The following is an 18,186-nucleotide window of genomic DNA, read 5'->3' on the forward strand; positions in this document are numbered from 1 at the left end:
TTTTGGGGGATATTCTGGGAGGTGCACTGATGAATAAAGGTACACTAAAAGAGCTTGCGGGAACAATTAGACACCTACGTGTGGAAGAACGCTATGAAGAAATAATTATAGCGAGTGATGAAATTGCAAATACATTATTCAAATTGAATGAAGTTGATGACATACTCGATATATTGAAAAATAGGATCGTTGCCTATGTATATACAGGCAACTATGAAGAAGCTTTCGCTGCGCTCTTTCAAGTAGAGCAAATTTGTAGCAACCATCCATCGAACGAGCATTATAGCTTGTACTACGGACTAGCGGGTATTTTATACACAGTGTTAAATCATACAGAAATGGCGAAAGAAGCGATGTTCAAGGCAGAGGTGCTCGCCCGCGAGCAAGAGAAGCATCGGCAACTTTGCCACACATACTCAAATTTATCTAATCTTTACTATGATTTAAAGGATTATGAGCAGGCAAAGGAGTATGCTGTGAAGGCACTTGAGAAATTATCATACTTTGATTATGAGAAAATTGACTTATTGCCAATCATAGGAAATTCAATAATTGCCTTTGCTTATGTTGGAGATGTAGAAGCTGCCAAAGAGCTATATAAGGAAATGCTGGAAATCCAAAATGTATATGGGCAGGACCGTGATGATCGCAATAAAGCATTATTGTATAATGCGGAAATGGCACTTGAATTTTCCAAAGGGTGTATGGAGCGAGCAATTGAAGCTGCTGAAAAAGCGAAGCAAATCTTTATTAGGCAAGGCGATCTTTATATGGTAAAAGTGGTGCAACGAGCCCTTATCGATTATTATAAAAAGAGTAATAAAACGGAGAAGCTTGTTAGCGCCCAAGAGGAATATATTGAATTGCTAGAAAAGCACGAGCAAGAGGCCTATAATCGTGCATTATTGAAATTTCAATTAGATGAAAAGAAGCGTAAATATAAAATGGCATCATTCATTGACCCATTAACGAAAATTTACAATCGGGGTTATATGGAGCATCAAGCTCCTAAGCATCTTTTAGACGCTGCCTACCATAAGCATTATGTTGGCTGTATTATTTTTGATATCGATTATTTTAAGCAAGTAAATGATCGGTATGGTCATTTAATAGGTGATGAAATTATAAAATTCGTTGCAACAAGTGCAGCGCAGCTGTTTGCACAATACGATGCTATTTTTGCACGTTATGGTGGTGATGAATTTATCGCTTGTGTGCGCACCGAAAATGTGCAGCAATTTGAAGAAATTATTAAGACGCTCTATTCGTTTTTTAAGACACAATCTATTTTAATGAAAGACGAGCGTTTGCAAATTAGCATAAGTATAGGTGCTTATATAATAAATGCTACAAAGGTTGGAAATTTCACTGAGCTTTTAAAAACAGCAGATGAAGAATTATATGCAGTGAAACGCAATGGGCGTGATGACTTTAAAATCACTTATGCGAAATAGGAGAAAAGAAGAGGTATAAATGAAAAAATTAATTTTTAGTTTACTGGCTGTTGTTTTTTTACTTATTGGTTGTACATTTGACATTCAACAACCCGAACAGCAGCCGATTTCTGGTCATGAAATGAAGGTGCATTTTATTGATGTAGGACAGGGCGATTCGATATTGATTCAATCGCCAAATGGTAAAACAATGCTGATAGACGGAGGAATAAAAGGAGCTGGGAAAACAGTTGTCGCCTATTTACGAGAGCAAGGTGTAAAAAGATTAGATTATGTTGTAGCTACACATCCTGATGCAGACCATATCGGGGGGCTAATTGCTGTTTTAAACTCCATTTCCATCGGACACTTTCTAGATTCAGGAAAAGTACATACATCGCAAACACTAGAGGAAATGCTCACATTAATATCCGATAAGAACATTTCCTATAGCGTGCCAGAAAAAGGGGAAGTTATCGATTTTGATAAGGAATTAAGCGTAGAAGCAATTTATGCCGATGAAGATGCTTCGGACAATAATGATGCATCCATCGTTTTAAAAATTACATATGGAGAAGTATCATTTTTACTAACAGGGGACGCAGGCATCAATATCGAAAAGCAATTAGTAAAGGAAAATATTAAAGCAACTGTGTTAAAGGCGGGGCATCATGGCTCAAACACAAGTAGCTCATTAGAGTTTATGCAGGCAGTGCGCCCAGAGGCTGTTGTGCTAAGCTACGGACAAGACAATAAATATGGACATCCACATGCTGAAGTAATTGATAATGCACTTGCTGTTCAAAGTAAGCTATACGGCACTGCTGAGGCTGGGACGATTGTTTTTACAACGGATGGGGCGAGCTATAATACAACAGCAGAAGAGTGGACAGGCATTGGTGCAACAAGCTCTATTCGTACATCTAAAGCAAATGTTGAATTAATTAGTAAAGATTTAGTAAATGAGGTTGTTGTCATTCAAAATACGGGAAATGAGCCTGTTTCCTTACAAGGCTGGAAGCTCGTATCGGTAGAAGGGAACCAAGTTTTTAACTTTCCGAATATAACGCTTCAACAAAACGCTAAATTATCAATTACGAGTGGGCCTGATGCAAAGGATAGCAAAGGCACACTAAAGTGGACTTCAAAGCAAATATGGGCGAATAGTGGAGATGCAGCACAGCTTATAAATGCAAAGGGAGAGATTGTAAGTGAACTTGAATAACTATACATTGGATCGTTTTGAAGGAGAGTACGCAATTTTTTTAAAGCGACCAGAGGAGACAGAACAGCTAATTATTCATTGCAGTGAATATAGCGAGCTGTTATCTGAAGGGGATATCGTAGCAATTAGCTATGATAATGGCGTCTATACGATACAGCGACAGGCTGAAGAAACGAACGCACAACAAACAAAAATTGAACAAATGATGCGAGCATTACGTAAAAAGCGCAAATAAGAGAGCGTCCGAAAAGCAGTGCTTTAGCATGCTTTTCGGACGTTTCGTATATGTTTAAAAGCGAACTTTTCTTTGAATGATATATCAGAAGGTTTTGTGGACGTAGAATACCTCCCTAAAAATATGCAGAGCTGATATATTCAAAAAGACCTGTGTATTCGATGAAAGAATGTTCTGAAAGGTTTGATGTATCGACACGAAATAATGACTACAAATATGGTAGGATAATAGAATAATACATAAGTTAGGGAGTGCCTTATGACAATTCAGACGATTATTTTTGATTTGGATGATACATTATTATGGGACAAAAAATCTGTGCAAACAGCATTTGACCATACTTGCGCTTATGCAAGTGAGCGTCACTCGGTTGATGCTAAGCAGTTGGAGCAAGCGGTGCGTGAAAGTGCGAGGGAACTTTACGAGTCATATGAAACATATGATTATACAGTGCTAATTGGCATTAATCCATTTGAGGGATTATGGGGAACATTCGATGACCCGACAGAAATGTTTCAAAAAATGAAGGAACTTGTACCAGCATATCGTGCGCAAGCTTGGACTGGAGGTTTGGCAAAGCTTGGGATAGCGGATGCTACGTTTGGCGCAGAGCTTGGGGAGCGCTTTGTAGAGGAACGTAAAAAAAGTCCTTTTTTATATGAGGATACATTCGCAGTGTTGGACGAGCTAAAGGGAAAATATCAGCTCATTTTGCTAACAAATGGTGCACCAAGCTTACAAAATTTAAAACTTGAAATAACACCAGAGCTAGTATCATATTTTGACCATATTATTATTTCAGGTGATTTCGGAAAAGGAAAGCCAGATGCATCGATTTTTGAATATGTGCTAGAAAAAGCTAGTGCAACTGTCGAAAAGTCTATCATGGTTGGGGATAATTTAATGACAGATATATTAGGTTCATCGCGTATTGGTATGAAAAATGTTTGGATTAATCGGGAAAATAAAGAGCCGCATCCAGATGTGAAGCCTACATATGAAGTAGAATCATTAACGCAACTTTTAGAGCTTATCAAAAAATTGTAGGTCGAGGCGTCTGAAAAGCAGTGCTATGCACGATTTTCAGACGTTTTTTGTTTATCCCGCATTAACGGGCAGTAAGCCGCCCACTTCCAGACTTAAGTGAAAAGTAGCTGAAGGATAAGGGAGAGGTCAACTGCCCGTAAAAGCCCGACTGGTTCAACTAACAATCCGTGGGGAAAAGCCTCCACAGATTGAAGTTTCACTTTATTAAAATAATAGTCGTTTAAACAGATTATTATAGCCACTTTTTAAGTATTTACCATTCAAAATATTGAATTTTCTAATTTTTTAGATATAATAGAATATAGCGAATGGAGAGGAAAATGCTTATGAAAATGAATTGTTGTGAAAATTGTGGACGTGTAGCCGGCATAGTAGAAATAAATCAATTAACGATTGAAGGGCATGTGGCAGAGCTTTGTTTAGCATGTCATTATGTGTTGGCACAAGAAAGCCAACGAGCGCGTTTTTTCACTTTAGTACGCAGCAAAGATAAGCAAACCTCGAATAGTGAAATGCAAAAAGTTCATCGCAATTTATCATTTCTTATTGCTACAGGTGTATTTGCAATTGCCTGTTTATCAGGGATAGTCATTGCGGATAATTTAGACTTACTACAAACAGCTTCAGCTCAGAACTATTTGACCTTTGCAGAGTTGAATCGATAAAAATAGAATGGCTGTCAGAAAGTAGCGCATTAGCCTTACTTTCTGACAGCCATTTTTTATTTAGAAAACGATAGGCATTCTTTGATAGATTGAAGCTCCACTACTGAGGAAGCAAAATCGTTGCTTAGAGATGCAGTCTTCATTTAATTGGTGTAATTAGCTCTGATACCGTAACAAACTCATAGCCTTGCTTCGTTAAATAGCTCAGTATGCTGTCTAAAGCGTCAGCCGTCGTTTGGTGAATATCATGCATTAAAATAATGCTGCCATTATATGCACCAGTTTGTACAGCCTTTAATGTTTTTGATGGAGTGCGGTGCTGCCAATCGAGCGTGTCAACAGACCACATAATTAAGGGAACGGATAGTGAGCCTAAAATCTCTTTATTATATGCGCCATATGGTGGTCTGAATAAAGTAGGCTCTTGCCCGATAATTGACTCGACCGTTTTATTTGTTTCATTAATTTGTGCCTTTGCCTGTTCAAAAGATACGGTCGTCAACTTAGGGTGACTCCATGTATGGTTGCCAATCTCATGCCCAGCCTCGTATATTTCCTTTAATACTTTCGGGCTTTTATTGACGCGATGTCCTGTCACAAAAAATGTTGCTTTAGCATCATATTTTTCCAATGTTTTTAATACTTGTGCTGTAACGGTAGGGTGTGGTCCGTCATCGAAAGTTAAGGCAATACGCTTTGTTTTTGTGACAGTCCCTTGACTGTACTTACCTAGTTTAGGAATAGGAATTTCTTTTAAACCGTTTGCCAGTACATAACCTTGAATATTTTTCTCTGTTACAACATATGCCCAGCCTTGAATGTTTGTATATACGTCCACTTTTGTATTTGTAGGGATGCTAGTGAGATTCGCTCCAGATTTACTAGCGATATTGCGTACAACAAGCCCCTCTTGCTTCTGTACGAGCATTTTTTGAGAAGTAGGTGCTTTAAGTGCTGTCGCGATGATATAGCCAGTTAAATGACCATACTGGACAAAATACCAATTCTCTTCATTTGTTGCATAGGCTTGCACGATACTATCTATAGGAACATTGCCTAAATGCTTCGTTTGCCCTTCTGTTGTTTCTCGTACAATCGGAGGATTTTTTGCCGATGCGAGCATTAAGGTTGGTTGAGCAGATTTTAACGTAACAGAAGGTACATAGCCTTGCTGTCCCTTATATTCAATATGTGCCCACCCTGCATGGACATTATGTAAAATTACAATTGCCCTCGGTGCTAGCGATGCGAGTGGAGTAACGTAGTCATCTGACAATAAGTATGTTTCTTCTACCACTGTTCGAATCGCAATCTCGTCTTGTGCAGCCATTATTTCTGTATCAAAAAAAGCTACACTAATGAATAATAAAGCAAGCAAACTATAGACCCATTTTTTCATGAAAAACTCCTCCTTTAGCTAATGGGACTGTCTAAAAAATCATGCCCGCCTAAATAATTAACGCTTCAAAAGGCATTAACAGCTCTCTACATGGAAATTGTATACATACAATTATATGCTACAAATAACAAAAAAGTAAAAGAGGAAGTTTGAAAAAGTGGTAAGGCTACTGAGAAATGGAGATACTTACCTCAGTAGCCCGTCATAAAAAGCACTATAGCGTAATAGCCTTCACTTCATCAATGTTTTCAAGCTGTGCTACATAGACTAAGTCTTCTGCTGTTACAATATTGTCGATTGCTAGCATCATTACTGCTGAGCCACCGACCATATCGCGTCCCACTTGCATTGTTGCGATATTAATATCTTTTTCAGCCAATTTTGTGGCTACGCGACCGATAGCTCCAGGTTTATCTGTATTTTTAATATACAATAGATTGCCTGTTGGAATAACGTCAACAACGAAGCCTTCTACTTTGACGATGCGTGGGCCTAAGCCATTTAACAAAGTTCCCGCTACAGTATGTGTTTCATTGGCTGTTTTAATTTCAACTGTAATTAAGTTTGTGAAGCCTTTTGCAGTCGTTGTTTTATGTTCATTAATGCTTATACCTATACGCTCTGCAAGATAGCGGGCATTGACATTATTAACATGTGTTCCATGATTTGTTGAAAGCAGTCCTTTAATAGCATTAGCTGTTAAAGGGCGTACATCAAAGTTTGCTACGTCGCCAGCATATGAAATGTTTAATTCTTTTATAGATTCATCAGTTACTTGGATAAGGAATTTTCCGAGCTTTTCAACAAGTTCGAAAAACGGTTCGATTTGTGCAAACTTTTCTTTTGAAATTGATGGCATATTAACAGGATTTGTAACAGTGCCTGTTTTGAAAAACTTAATAATATCATTAGATACATCGACAGCAACAGATTCCTGTGCTTCTATAGTAGACGCACCTAAATGCGGTGTAGCAATCACTTCAGGTAGTGTTAATAGCTTATGGTCTGTTGCAGGCTCTGTTATGAAAACATCGAGTGCAGCACCAGCTACTTTTTTAGCAACAATCGCATCGTATAAATCATCCTCATTAATAATGCCACCACGTGCACAGTTAATGATACGTACCCCATCTTTCATTATGGCGAAACGCTCTTTATTAATAAGATTACGCGTTTCCGGCAAGAGGGGTGTATGCACTGTAATAAAGTCTGCCACAGCACATACTTCATCGACAGTGCCTTTCGTAATGCCTAGCTCCTTTGCGCGTTCCTCTGTCAAAAATGGATCATAGGCGATAACTTTCATGCGTTGTCCTCTTGCGCGATACGCTACTTCAGCCCCAATGCGCCCCATACCAATAACACCTAATGTTTTATTTTTTAGCTCCACTCCAACATATGATTTGCGGTCCCATACACCATTTTTTAATGTATTAAATGCTTGTGGAATGTAACGTGCTAAAGCCGTCATCATAGCAATAGTATGCTCAGCCGCAGAATTTGTATTACCATCCGGCGCATTTACAACAATAATGCCGTGCTCAGTAGCCGCTGTTAAATCAATATTATCGACACCAACACCAGCGCGACCAATTAGCTTTAAATTTTTAGCCGCTTGAATTACCTCACGTGTAACAGTAGTTTGAGAGCGAACTAATAACACATCAATATCTGTAATTTTGTTAATTAATTGCTCCTGTGATAAACCTGTATCCACAATAATATTTAATTCTAATTCACCTTCTTGGATTAACGGATAAATACCATCCTCACTTAATGGGTCAGCGATAAACACCGTAATTATTTTTGTTGCTTTTTCTAATGTTTTTGTTGTCATGGTTTATTCTCTCCTTTATTTTAAAAATCAATTACGTCTTGGCGTAATTGCGTCTAAACTTTTTCCAAGCCTACTTGAAAAACTCTTCTTCATAATTTGTGACATTCAGCGGAGGCTTTATTTTGATTTAGTTGATGTTTGAGTACTCACTAAACTATGGAGTGGACAAGCGTTTTACTCTCCTCCCACGTAAGGGAGTGAATCAAAATAAAAAAACCTTCCGTCCCTCACATTAAAATGTAAGGGGCGAAAGGCTATAATGAACATAGTTACGCGGTACCACCCTTATTCATTGCAAAAATATTCCGAAAATTATAATTGCAATCTTTAAGATGCGTAACGCGCATGATACGGATAAGTTTACTATAATTTTCCACTTATCTATTCAGGAGTGGAACTACATTCGCCTTCTTCACTGATTTGCACCAACCATCAGCTCTCTTAAGAATAAGTACGACGAGCATGTCTCCATCAAAATATTTTGCATAATTAAATTTGATAACATCATAAGCCGAGAATAAATCTTTGTCAACGCCTTTTTCCGGAAAAATAAAAAGAATTTCATAATAAACTGAAATTAATTCACCGAAAGACGAATGAAATGATAATTTATAACTATAAATGTTCGTGTTTTGGAAGCGCTCTCATTTTATTGGAATGCTTGCTATAGCTGAGATTGCGGAATATTAAGATAATTAAGTTACGCTACTTTAAATGTTTGATTTTTGATAAATTATTTTCGTTCAAAAATTTGTTGAATAAAAAAGGAATTTGAAAAGAAAAGTAGAATTATAAAAGTGAATGGTTATTCATTATTTAAGGGGGATTTTTCATGGGCTATACGACAATTAATTTAGAAATATTAGAACGCAAGGCAATTTTAACATTGAATCGACCACAGGCAATGAACGCGATGGATATTATAATGATGCAGGAATTAGCTGATTGTATGGAGGAGCTACATCAACAGCCGGAAGTCCAAGTTTTAATTGTTAAAGGGGAGGGACGTGCATTTTCAGCAGGTGGCGATATAAAGATGATGCTTGGAGCAAATGAAGCGATTGATTTCGAAACGATTATGTCGTATATTACGCGCTTTGCAAAAGGCTATTACACACTACCAATGCTAACGATTGCCCAAATTCATGGTGCAGCAGCTGGCTTAGCCCTTAGTCTAGCGCTAGCAAGTGATGTTATTGTTGCAGAGGATTCCGCAAAGCTAGCAATGAATTTTATTAGCATTGGGCTTGTACCTGATGGTGGAGGGCATTTCTTTATGAAGGAGCGTATAGGTGTAGCAAAGGCGAAGCAGCTTATTTGGGAAGGTAAAGTAATGGAAGCAAAGGAGGCATTTGACCAGCAATTAATTGATTATGTTGTTCCTGACGGCGCTGCAGCGGCAACGGTTGATCAAATTGTTGGTAAAGTGTTAGCATCACCAATTGCCTCCATGCTTGCAACTAAAGAAATTTTACACAAAGAAAAACTCCCCGAGCTTGAGCGCATTCTACAAGCTGAAGCAATAGCCCAGGCAAAAATGCGTCAAACAAAAGACCATCAAGAAGGCATTACAGCTTTTGTAGAAAAGCGTCAACCTAATTTTATAGGAGAGTAGCTAGAAGTTTAAAATAAGTTGTTGTGATGTAAAATCTCAACAACTTATTTTTTTAGCTATTATGAATCAACATTTTGCGAAACATCATCGCTACTGTCCAAAATGCCGGCTATGCACGGCTTTTGGACAGACCCTTATTCTACATAAAAAAGGACAAATTTGTTATTCAAATAAAATTCACTGTACAACTTAGCTAAAGATGATTATTATAGAATGGATAAAATCGGGGGAAACATATATGGAATCCAAATATAATACATCTAAGAGCGTAAATGTGTATTGCCCTATAGCGGAACATACGGTAGAAGTTTGTCTACAGTACATAACAAATAGTGAGCGCTTATTGCTAGAAGTTCCATTTGAGCAATATGAGGCAATTGTTGAAGCGATTAGGCAACGAGAAAATGGGGCAAAAAATTTAACACAGATGATTAGAAAAGGTGCATTTACTTATGCACAAATAAAACATATGACAGTTGCGAGAAACATCCATGGATTAATGATGGATGAAGAGGGACGTATTAATTTCATCAATGATGCAATTAGTATAAGTGCTGTTATAGCTTATGCACAAAGCAAGTGGAACGGGGCTTCTCGTAAAGTCGCAATAGGAAATGGGATTCGTACAGGATTAGCCGTTTTAGGAGAAACATTTGCTGAGGAAGTAATTGCATCGCAATTATACAATCATCATGACGTTACAGCTGATTTTAACTTGAATCCAGATATAGCCGGTGCTCTGAAAACAGGCGGTGTGAAAATAGCTTCAAAAAAGATGGCTGCTACTATTACTAAAAAGACGATGATTGGCTCTATTGCAACAAAAAAAGGCATGATGTTATTGAATGCGAATACTGTGACAGGTGCACTTGTAACGGGGAGGATGTCGGCAGAAGATATCGCCCGTACAGTAAAAGGAAAAATGTCCTCGCAACAATTATTTAAAAATGTTGCGAAAACAGCCGCAAGTGTGGCTGGCGGCATTACGGGAACTATAATAGGTAGCGCGGTTGGCCTAACGATTCCAAATGTGAGCACAGCAATTGTTAGCCTAATTGGAGGTATTATTGGGCTGATTATTGGTAGTAGCTTAGCAAGTAAAATAACAAAGCGTGTGTTAGATTTTTTTATACGTGACGATGCTTTGCAAATGTTAGATATTTTTAATGAGCGTTTGACGATACTAGCTGAGGAATATTTGTTAAATAAAGAAGAGTTAGAGCAAGCTTTACTTGATTTTGAAGCATTGCATAATATGTCGAAAACATTGAAAGAAATGTATTTAGCAAACAATCAGCAACAATTTGCAGATAACTTAATTCATCGTGAGCTAACACGTATTATTAAATTGCGCATGTATTTGCATGTACCAACAAACGAAGAAATATACGAAATACTCGAGCCATTAGCGTCATAACGTAGAATTTAGTAAATAGAAGGGGCATACCTCAGCTTTTGAGGCATGCCCTTTCTTTAAAGACTGCGAGAGCTTTTAACAAATAAATTCGAAAAGTCGCAAATAAATAAAATAAGCTTCTCGAGACCACGTGAGATGTCTGAAAAGCATGTTTTTACGGTTAAAGAGTGTATATATCCTATTATCGTAGTACACTGCTTTTCAAACAACTGTTTGTTTTAATGACAAATAGTTTTAGCGTTTGCCCCTTAGCAATTTAGACGTGGAATAAAATAAGTTTGCCTGCCGAATTTACAAGTCGATGTGTTTTATCGGATAGCCCTTTTTCATCGATTTGTTTTTGCCCTTCGATTTTTGCAGCCTCATCATTATCAAATGACCATACTTCATCAAATAATGTTTCTCCTGTTTTTTCAAATGCTGTAAAACGGTAATTTTCCATAGAATTTCCCACCCTTTGTATTGTCATAAATATATTATGAATGAACATTCATTTTCTGTCTATTGTTTTCTTCTATTTTACTCATCCGTGGATAGTTATTAATATTATTTAATCGAATCATGGTACAATAAGAGCAGTGAATCGTACTGTAAACGATGAATGTCAAGAAAAGGAGTGATTTCGTAGTGGAAGGAATTACTAAACTTCAAGTTGGAGAGCCCGTTGACCAATTTTTATTAATTAAGCAGGCTACAAAGGGCGTAACGACAGTAGGGAAGCCTTTTATGTCACTTATTTTACAAGATAAAAGCGGTGATATTGAGGCGAAGCTATGGGATACAAATGAAGAGCATGAAAATATGTATAAAGCTGAAACGATAGTCCGTGTAGGTGGAGAAATCCATGACTACCGAGGTAAAAATCAACTACGTATAAAACAAATTCGTGTAGCACGTCCAGAGGAAGGAATACAAGTTAGCGACTTAGTGCCATCAGCAGCTATTCCAAAAGAACAGTTAATGGAGGAGCTAACGCAATTTTTCTTTGAAATTAAAAACCCAAGCATTTCACGCATTACACGTCATTTAATTAAAAAGCATCAGCCTAGTCTCCTTGTGCACCCTGCGGCAACGAAAAATCATCATGACTATGTATCGGGTTTACTTGACCATGTTGTGTCGATGTTGCGCTTAGGAAAGGCGATTGCTGAATTATATCCAACCTTGAATACTGATTTACTGTATGCAGGAATTATTTTACACGATATTGGAAAAGTAGCTGAATTAACAGGGCCAATTGCAACAGCTTATACGATAGAGGGCAATTTGCTTGGCCATATTTCAATTATGGTAAACGAAATTGGACAGGCAGCCGTAGAGCTAGGAATTGAGGGTGAAGAGGTAATGCTGCTCCAACATCTCGTATTATCACATCATGGGAAAGAGGAGTGGGGTAGCCCGAAAAAACCAATGATTCAAGAAGCAGAAATTTTGCATTATATTGATAATATTGATGCGAAAATGAATATGCTGAAGCGTGCATTGGATAAAACAAAGCCGGGCGAATTCACAGAGAGACTGTTTCCACTAGATAACCGCTCATTTTATAAGCCGACAATTTAATTCAAAAACCGCCTTCAAATGTGAGCGTTAATATTAAAAAAATTAGCTTATGCTTATTTGAAATTCAAAAGAAAACAGCTAAGTCCAATGTTTCTCCTATTTTCAAAGAAACTCTTCTTTATTTTATTTAGAGGTTTCTATGATGAAACATCATCGAAAGCGCCCCAAAAGCAGGAAATATATTGCTTTTGGGGCGCCTCTTTTTTGATTAATGTTTAGCCTGAAAAGCGTGCATAAAGTCTGCCAACGCTTTACATGCTTCATATGGGACCGCGTTATATGTCGATGCGCGGCAGCCGCCAACTGAGCGATGGCCGTTTAAGCCTACGAAGCCTGCTGCCTTTGCCTCAGCTAAAAATTGCTTTTCTAGCTCCTCGTCTGCTAGACGGAACGTGATGTTCATTAGTGAGCGACTTTCTTTTTCAGCATGTCCAATATAGAAGCCGTTAGAGCCATCAATGGCATCGTAAATTAGCTTTGCCTTTGCTTCGTTATGTGCAGCAATTTTTTCTAAGCCACCTTGCTTTTCTACCCATTTCAATACTTCGCCAAGCATATAAATACCGAATGTTGGGGGTGTATTGTATAGGGAATTATTTTCTGTAAACGTTGAGTATTTTAGCGTTGTAGGAATATTATTATGGGCCTTTTCTAGTAAATCCTTGCGAATTATTACAACTGTCACACCTGAAGGACCAAGATTTTTTTGTGCTCCAGCATAAATAAGAGCAAATTTACTCACATCGATAGGCTTCGATAAAATATCGCTCGACATATCAGCGATTAATGGAGCAATTGTTGTCGGAAAGTCCTTCCATTGCGTACCGTAAATCGTGTTATTTGATGTAAGATGAACGTAAGCAGCCGCATCATTAAAATTTATTTGATGTACAGATGGGATATTTTTATAGTGATTATCCTTTGTAGAGGCAACTGCAACAGGAGCTCCAAATAGCTTTGCTTCAGCTAATGCCTTTTCAGACCAAACTCCCGTTAAAATATAATCAGCTTGTTCACCTGACTGTAAAAAGTTCATTGGAATCATTGAAAACTGCAAGCTTGCGCCACCTTGTAAAAAAATTACCTCATAATTATCCGGTACAGCATAAAGCTGACGAAGACGTGCAATAGCCTCATTATGTACTTGCTCAAAATCTTTACTGCGGTGGCTAAGCTCCATAACGGACATACCTGTGTTGTTGAAATTGACTAATTGCTTCTCTGCTATTTGTAATACTTCTAATGGTAAAGCAGATGGACCAGCATTAAAATTAAATGCGCGTTGATTAGTTGTACTCACGTTGACACACTCCTTTTTCTTTTCAAGCTTAAGTATATAATATACTGTTCTCTTAATATTATGGCAAAATTCTTAAAATTCCTGCTGTAAAATGAAAAAAAGAGTGAATTTTTTGTGTAAAACACGAATATTTCATTGTTAATCACTAGTAATATTTGTGCTTAGCTTGAATTTATTGAGTGAATATGCCAGTATAGAGGGGATTAGTAAAGGAGGAATTTTAATGGAAAATTTACCAAATTGCCCACAGTGTAACTCGGCGTATACATATGAGGATGGGACGCTATATATTTGCCCAGAATGTGCTCATGAATGGACGGCAGCAGAGGAAGCCGCTGTAGAGGAAGGCTTAGTAGTTCGCGATGCAAACGGCAATTTATTAGCCGATGGAGATACTGTCATAGTAGTGAAAGATTTAAAAGTAAAGGGAAGCTCCTCTACATTAAAAATCGGAACACGTGTAAAAAACATCCGCTTAGTAGAAGGCGACCATAATATCGATTGTAAGATTGACGGCTTTGGTCCGATGAAGTTAAAATCGGAATTCGTTAAGAAAAACTAAAAAACATACTATCCAGAGCATTAAGACATAACCTAAAATGGGTTGAAAAACAGGTTCAACGTCAAATGTTGGGGTGAGGTAAAATTCACGTCACCCCAAATGAACCCCGATATTTCTATACCGAATGTTTAATAAGATTTTTGCTTTGAAGTGATCGAAACGCCGAAAGCCATATGCGTTGCGTTTCATCACTTTTGTTCTGTTGTTAATGCCTTCTAAAAATCCATTGGAATAAGGGAAGTTAAAACTGTTCAAAATCTCTACCTGCCAGTTTCTAAAAGTTTTAATGGCCTTTAAAAACGCATGAATCTGCTTCGTTTCCACTTCCTGATAAAATACTTCTAACCGCCTTTTTACTTCTACTACATTTTCTGCTGTTTTAGCCCAGTCAAACCATTCGCAATAAGCTTCTTTCAGTTCGTATGCCTGCCGTAATTCTTCAGACATCCCCAAATAACGGTCCACATACCAGCGTTCTTTTCGGGTCAGTTTAGATGCCCGTTTATAGAGCACATGACGCATCCGCTTACACTTCTTCCGGTCATATGCGTGCCATTCCTTCTGCACTTTTCGCCGTACCTCATCCAACGCCCAGTAGATGTACCGGCAATAGTGGAACCGGTCTGCAATGATGACGGGCCGACTCAATGCTTTTTTGACTGCTGCTTTGAAGCTTGGATTCATGTCCATCACCACCAGCTCCACGTCCTGACCATATTGGCGCAGATAGTCCTGAATCGTTTCTTTCCGCCGGTTGGGTAGGATATCAAGCGGCTCCCGGGTTTTTGCATCCGCAATGATCAGTTGGAATTTTCCTTCGTCTGTATCCCCTTTATATTCATCAATCGCAATGGCTTTCGGCAGGCGCACGCCTTCTGCCATCTGCGTTTTTGCGGCTGACTGAAAGCGGCGGATGATGGTGGAACTAGAGGCACCGAGAACCTCACCGGCTTCTTTAAACGTCTTGGCTTTCACGGAGCGCACCTGTGCCACCTGATTCCATTCCTTTGTGAAGCGCTGATACCTTTCCACAAATGGAGCGTGTTCAGAGAACCTTTTTCCGCAAGAACACGCATAACGGCGCCGTCTGTAAAACAGGCAAGTCAACCGTTCAAACCACTTCAAATGCTTGACTTTCTGCATGCGGTAATCATGGATTTTCTGTGTAGTTTCCCCGCAGTTCGGGCAGCAATGAGGTTTTTTAGGAAGAGACACATAAAGGCAAGTCCGCTCTCCAAGCTCCTCCACCTTCTCGATAATAACTCCTTTTAATCCAGGGATATTCATGATAAAATTCATATACACGTCTCACCTTTCTCTTACTTGTTTCTCAACAATTCAAGTATAAAAGAAATCGGTGAGTACGTGTCTTTTTTTATCCAAATTGTGTGTACACCCCAACAAATATTATAGAACCAAAAAACAAAAGGTGTATAAAAGGTGACCTAACAAATCACTTTTCATACACCTCTTCATTTTATTTTGTTGAATATTTGTCGAATGTGCCTTTTAACTCAGCATCCTTCACTTCTACTTCAGCATCTTTTAATAATTTTGCAATTACATCATCCATGCTATATTGTGCAAGAAGTTCTTCACGAATTTCGTCTTTTTTCTCTTCGAATGTACCATAATCTTCAACATCACGTTTTTCAGTTACTTCAATTACATGGTAACCAAATTGTGATTTTACAGGCTCACTAACTGTGTTTAATTCAAGTGCATATGCTGCGTCATTAAACTCTTTCACCATCATACCTACTGAGAACCAGCCTAAATCGCCACCGTTTGCTGCCGAGCCATCAGATGACATTTCTTCAGCAACAGTTGCAAAATCTTCTCCGCCTTTAATACGCTCAATAGCTTCTTTTGCAGTTTCTTCATCACTCACTAAAATATGGCGAGCTTTTAATTCTTGGCTAGCTTGGTCGTAATACTTTTGAATATCTTCATCCGATACTTCCATATCTTCCAAAGCTTTTTGACTTAATAAGTTGAAGCGAATATTTTCCTTTAAAGCTTCTTCTGATAAATTATTTTGTAGAAGTAATGCTTCAAATTGCTCACCAGCAGATTCTTTTACTGTAGTCAATTCTGCTTCAATTTCCTCATTTGTTACTTTGTATTTGTTAAGTAGGATTTTTTCAACCATAATTTGCTGTAATAATTGTTCGCCAGCTAAGCTTTTTACTTCTTTATAAAATTCGTCTTGTGTTAAATCCCCTACATTTGAAGTAACGATTACTTCTTTTCCGGGGTTACTGCATGCCGCTAAACCTAAAGAGGCTGCAAGCGTTATTGCTAAAAATGTTTTTTTCATGTGAAATTTACGCTCCTAACTTTCTTTTAAATGCAATAGTTACTATAACATAAACGAAAAAAAAACAAAATGGTTGCATACCAAAAGTGCCTAAGATTTAAGTTGAAGAGTGCATACGATAGATGATAGAAAGGTGAAAGGAGGGAGCACAATGGGCGGTGGAGGCTACAATGGCGGCGGTTACGGTTCAGGTTTCGCGCTGATTGTTGTATTATTCATTTTACTTATCATTGTCGGTGCTGCATATCTTTACTAGTTAAAAAAAAGGCTGTAGAAAAAGTATGCTATTGCATGTCTTTTTCTACAGCCTGTTTTATTTTTGCTACAAAGTGAAAGGAGCCGTCTCAAAATGGCTTTTCGAGACGTCACTTCACTGTTAAACAGTAAACAATACTTCCATATAAAAAGAAACTAATAAAATCGTTATGAGAACATTAATCGTACGAAAGATTTTCGGTTGCTTTTCTTCTGGAATTTCTTTGCGTATACAAAGAGCATAGGTCATGCGGTTTATTTGGAATAAGTAAAATACAGAGAATAGTATGATTACTACTAATAGCAAGCCTATTCCTCCTCTCTTTCGATTCATCGTCAAGCATACCAAATATATAACTAGTAAGACAAGTTATTGCTACACGCCAGCAGGCACTAATATTTCATAGCCTTTCGGCGTTTCCTCAATCAATGAATTAGCAGGTGCATGCCACAAATTTTTGACGTTTAATAAATCAATTAAACATATGCTACTATGAAAGCCTAGTAGTAAGCAAGCATAGTGTGAGTATAGTGGAAAAAATATCGCAACTGCTAAAAATGCGCTATTTAGCAAGAGAAAAGGCGTCAGCAACGCGAGTACATAACGATTTTTAGGAATAGGCTCCTTCAAACGTAAGCGCATGATAGGAACGATGCGAAAAATGATTTTCCAGCGAAATTTTATTTTTTTTCGATATTTTAATAATGCTAGATAATGAATTGCTTTATGAACTGGATATAAAAGAAGAACAGCTATAAAAAAGAAAAGCAAATATTTATCTGTATGCGGGGCACGTAATTGTAAGCTTGTCATCACATAGGACGTGCAAAAAACAGAGACAAAAGTTAGGACAGCTAATAATGTTAATCGCACGATGCCATATTCAGATACAGTATTAATTGTTTTCCAACAATGCATAGTACACCTTCTTTCTTAATTATCCTGCAAATATAGTATTACTATTGTAAAGAAAAAGTAAGTAAATTGCTATTTTTTTCAGCTTAAAGCATAGATGAAGCTAGCCCTCCTTAATCAATTATGCTTACGCTTTGGCGCGATTGATTAAGAGAGGGCTAAATAGGAATAATAAAGTGAAACTTCCATCAGCGGGGGTTTTCCTCATCCCCCCACTGATTGTTAGTTGAACGAATCGGGCATTTACGGGCAGTTGATTTCCCACTTATCCTTAAGCAGATTTCATTCAAGTCTTGAAGTGGGCGTCTTATTGCCCGTTAATGCGGGATAAAGTGAACCTTCAATCAGTGGGGGTTTTCTTCATCCCCCACTGATTGGTAGTTTCACCAATCGGGTT

General features: G+C 37.9%; 18 protein-coding genes and 1 other annotated feature. Of the genes, 10 read left to right on the top strand and 8 right to left on the bottom strand.

Features of this window, described 5'->3' with window-relative positions:
- Positions 1-29 precede the first annotated feature (29 nt).
- The 5 genes from MHB51_RS15910 (at position 30) to MHB51_RS15930 (ending at position 4,605) form a co-directional block, all read left to right on the top strand.
- On the top strand, positions 30-1,454 hold the full coding sequence (locus tag MHB51_RS15910; protein WP_342471920.1) for a GGDEF domain-containing protein: 1,425 nt from the start codon (positions 30-32) through the stop codon (positions 1,452-1,454).
- Positions 1,455-1,473: 19 nt separating this feature from the next.
- Positions 1,474-2,658, top strand: a complete 1,185-nt coding sequence (locus MHB51_RS15915; RefSeq protein ID WP_342558553.1) for an MBL fold metallo-hydrolase — start codon at positions 1,474-1,476, stop codon at positions 2,656-2,658.
- Positions 2,645-2,893, top strand: coding sequence for a DUF3006 domain-containing protein (locus tag MHB51_RS15920; protein WP_342558554.1), 249 nt, complete (start codon positions 2,645-2,647; stop codon positions 2,891-2,893). The genes MHB51_RS15915 and MHB51_RS15920 overlap by 14 nt, the downstream gene beginning before the upstream one ends.
- Positions 2,894-3,151: 258 nt before the next feature.
- The gene (locus tag MHB51_RS15925) at positions 3,152-3,940 is read left to right on the top strand and encodes an HAD family hydrolase (protein WP_107943306.1); all 789 of its coding nucleotides are present in this window, start codon (positions 3,152-3,154) and stop codon (positions 3,938-3,940) included.
- Between the two features lie 326 nt (positions 3,941-4,266).
- Positions 4,267-4,605: a DNA polymerase III subunit delta gene (locus MHB51_RS15930; protein WP_342558555.1), complete on the top strand. Its 339-nt coding sequence runs from the start codon at positions 4,267-4,269 to the stop codon at positions 4,603-4,605.
- A gap of 139 nt (positions 4,606-4,744) precedes the next feature.
- Here the strand turns inward: MHB51_RS15930 and MHB51_RS15935 are convergent, their stop codons facing one another.
- Positions 4,745-6,004, bottom strand: a complete 1,260-nt coding sequence (locus tag MHB51_RS15935; protein ID WP_342558556.1) for a polysaccharide deacetylase family protein — start codon at positions 6,002-6,004, stop codon at positions 4,745-4,747.
- Between the two features lie 214 nt (positions 6,005-6,218).
- Positions 6,219-7,841 (bottom strand): phosphoglycerate dehydrogenase, encoded by a 1,623-nt coding sequence (serA, locus tag MHB51_RS15940; RefSeq protein ID WP_066167273.1) that lies wholly within the window; start codon positions 7,839-7,841, stop codon positions 6,219-6,221.
- 239 nt (positions 7,842-8,080) lie between these two features.
- Positions 8,081-8,325 (bottom strand) — a binding site (T-box leader).
- A 348-nt stretch (positions 8,326-8,673) separates the two neighbouring features.
- Here serA and MHB51_RS15945 point away from each other — a divergent pair.
- Both MHB51_RS15945 and MHB51_RS15950 read left to right on the top strand, forming a co-directional pair.
- The gene (locus MHB51_RS15945) at positions 8,674-9,456 is read left to right on the top strand and encodes an enoyl-CoA hydratase (RefSeq protein WP_342558557.1); all 783 of its coding nucleotides are present in this window, start codon (positions 8,674-8,676) and stop codon (positions 9,454-9,456) included.
- A gap of 238 nt (positions 9,457-9,694) precedes the next feature.
- Positions 9,695-10,873, top strand: a complete 1,179-nt coding sequence (locus tag MHB51_RS15950; protein WP_342558558.1) for a hypothetical protein — start codon at positions 9,695-9,697, stop codon at positions 10,871-10,873.
- Between the two features lie 256 nt (positions 10,874-11,129).
- On the opposite strand, the gene MHB51_RS15955 is transcribed toward MHB51_RS15950, so the two are convergent.
- Positions 11,130-11,315, bottom strand: a complete 186-nt coding sequence (locus MHB51_RS15955) for a YhzD family protein (protein ID WP_066167266.1) — start codon at positions 11,313-11,315, stop codon at positions 11,130-11,132.
- 185 nt (positions 11,316-11,500) lie between these two features.
- Here MHB51_RS15955 and yhaM point away from each other — a divergent pair, with 185 nt between their 5' ends.
- A complete protein-coding gene (gene yhaM / locus MHB51_RS15960) occupies positions 11,501-12,436 on the top strand; it encodes a 3'-5' exoribonuclease YhaM (RefSeq protein ID WP_066167263.1) in 936 nt (311 codons plus the stop codon).
- 208 nt (positions 12,437-12,644) lie between these two features.
- Here yhaM and serC read toward each other — a convergent pair whose 3' ends face one another.
- Positions 12,645-13,736 (bottom strand): 3-phosphoserine/phosphohydroxythreonine transaminase, encoded by a 1,092-nt coding sequence (serC, locus tag MHB51_RS15965; RefSeq protein WP_342558559.1) that lies wholly within the window; start codon positions 13,734-13,736, stop codon positions 12,645-12,647.
- 223 nt (positions 13,737-13,959) lie between these two features.
- On the opposite strand from serC, the gene MHB51_RS15970 reads away from it, so the two are divergent.
- A complete protein-coding gene (locus tag MHB51_RS15970; protein WP_066167254.1) occupies positions 13,960-14,298 on the top strand; it encodes a zinc ribbon domain-containing protein YjdM in 339 nt (112 codons plus the stop codon).
- Positions 14,299-14,388: 90 nt separating this feature from the next.
- Here the strand turns inward: MHB51_RS15970 and MHB51_RS15975 are convergent, their stop codons facing one another.
- Positions 14,389-15,603: an ISL3 family transposase gene (locus MHB51_RS15975; RefSeq protein WP_342558560.1), complete on the bottom strand. Its 1,215-nt coding sequence runs from the start codon at positions 15,601-15,603 to the stop codon at positions 14,389-14,391.
- Between the two features lie 172 nt (positions 15,604-15,775).
- Positions 15,776-16,618, bottom strand: coding sequence for a peptidylprolyl isomerase (locus MHB51_RS15980; protein ID WP_342558561.1), 843 nt, complete (start codon positions 16,616-16,618; stop codon positions 15,776-15,778).
- Between the two features lie 151 nt (positions 16,619-16,769).
- Between MHB51_RS15980 and MHB51_RS15985 the strand changes: the two genes are divergently transcribed.
- A complete protein-coding gene (locus MHB51_RS15985) occupies positions 16,770-16,874 on the top strand; it encodes a YjcZ family sporulation protein (RefSeq protein ID WP_082799037.1) in 105 nt (34 codons plus the stop codon).
- 120 nt (positions 16,875-16,994) lie between these two features.
- On the opposite strand, the gene MHB51_RS15990 is transcribed toward MHB51_RS15985, so the two are convergent.
- Positions 16,995-17,180, bottom strand: coding sequence for a hypothetical protein (locus MHB51_RS15990; protein ID WP_066167248.1), 186 nt, complete (start codon positions 17,178-17,180; stop codon positions 16,995-16,997).
- 69 nt (positions 17,181-17,249) lie between these two features.
- Positions 17,250-17,792 (bottom strand): DUF3267 domain-containing protein, encoded by a 543-nt coding sequence (locus tag MHB51_RS15995; protein WP_342558562.1) that lies wholly within the window; start codon positions 17,790-17,792, stop codon positions 17,250-17,252.
- Positions 17,793-18,186 lie beyond the last annotated feature (394 nt).

The organism is Metasolibacillus sp. FSL K6-0083 (assembly GCF_038630865.1).
In the GTDB taxonomy this organism is placed as follows: Bacteria; Bacillota; Bacilli; order Bacillales_A; family Planococcaceae; genus Metasolibacillus; species Metasolibacillus fluoroglycofenilyticus.

Coding starts and splice junctions, on each gene's coding strand:
- MHB51_RS15910 (WP_342471920.1), top strand. CDS start 30: ATGAATAAAGGTACACTAAAAGAGCTTGCGGGAACAATTAGACACCTA.
- MHB51_RS15915 (WP_342558553.1), top strand. CDS start 1,474: ATGAAAAAATTAATTTTTAGTTTACTGGCTGTTGTTTTTTTACTTATT.
- MHB51_RS15925 (WP_107943306.1), top strand. CDS start 3,152: ATGACAATTCAGACGATTATTTTTGATTTGGATGATACATTATTATGG.
- MHB51_RS15930 (WP_342558555.1), top strand. CDS start 4,267: ATGAAAATGAATTGTTGTGAAAATTGTGGACGTGTAGCCGGCATAGTA.
- MHB51_RS15935 (WP_342558556.1), bottom strand. CDS start 6,004: ATGAAAAAATGGGTCTATAGTTTGCTTGCTTTATTATTCATTAGTGTA.
- serA (WP_066167273.1), bottom strand. CDS start 7,841: ATGACAACAAAAACATTAGAAAAAGCAACAAAAATAATTACGGTGTTT.
- MHB51_RS15945 (WP_342558557.1), top strand. CDS start 8,674: ATGGGCTATACGACAATTAATTTAGAAATATTAGAACGCAAGGCAATT.
- MHB51_RS15950 (WP_342558558.1), top strand. CDS start 9,695: ATGGAATCCAAATATAATACATCTAAGAGCGTAAATGTGTATTGCCCT.
- MHB51_RS15955 (WP_066167266.1), bottom strand. CDS start 11,315: ATGGAAAATTACCGTTTTACAGCATTTGAAAAAACAGGAGAAACATTA.
- MHB51_RS15970 (WP_066167254.1), top strand. CDS start 13,960: ATGGAAAATTTACCAAATTGCCCACAGTGTAACTCGGCGTATACATAT.
- MHB51_RS15980 (WP_342558561.1), bottom strand. CDS start 16,618: ATGAAAAAAACATTTTTAGCAATAACGCTTGCAGCCTCTTTAGGTTTA.
- MHB51_RS15985 (WP_082799037.1), top strand. CDS start 16,770: ATGGGCGGTGGAGGCTACAATGGCGGCGGTTACGGTTCAGGTTTCGCG.
- MHB51_RS15995 (WP_342558562.1), bottom strand. CDS start 17,792: ATGCATTGTTGGAAAACAATTAATACTGTATCTGAATATGGCATCGTG.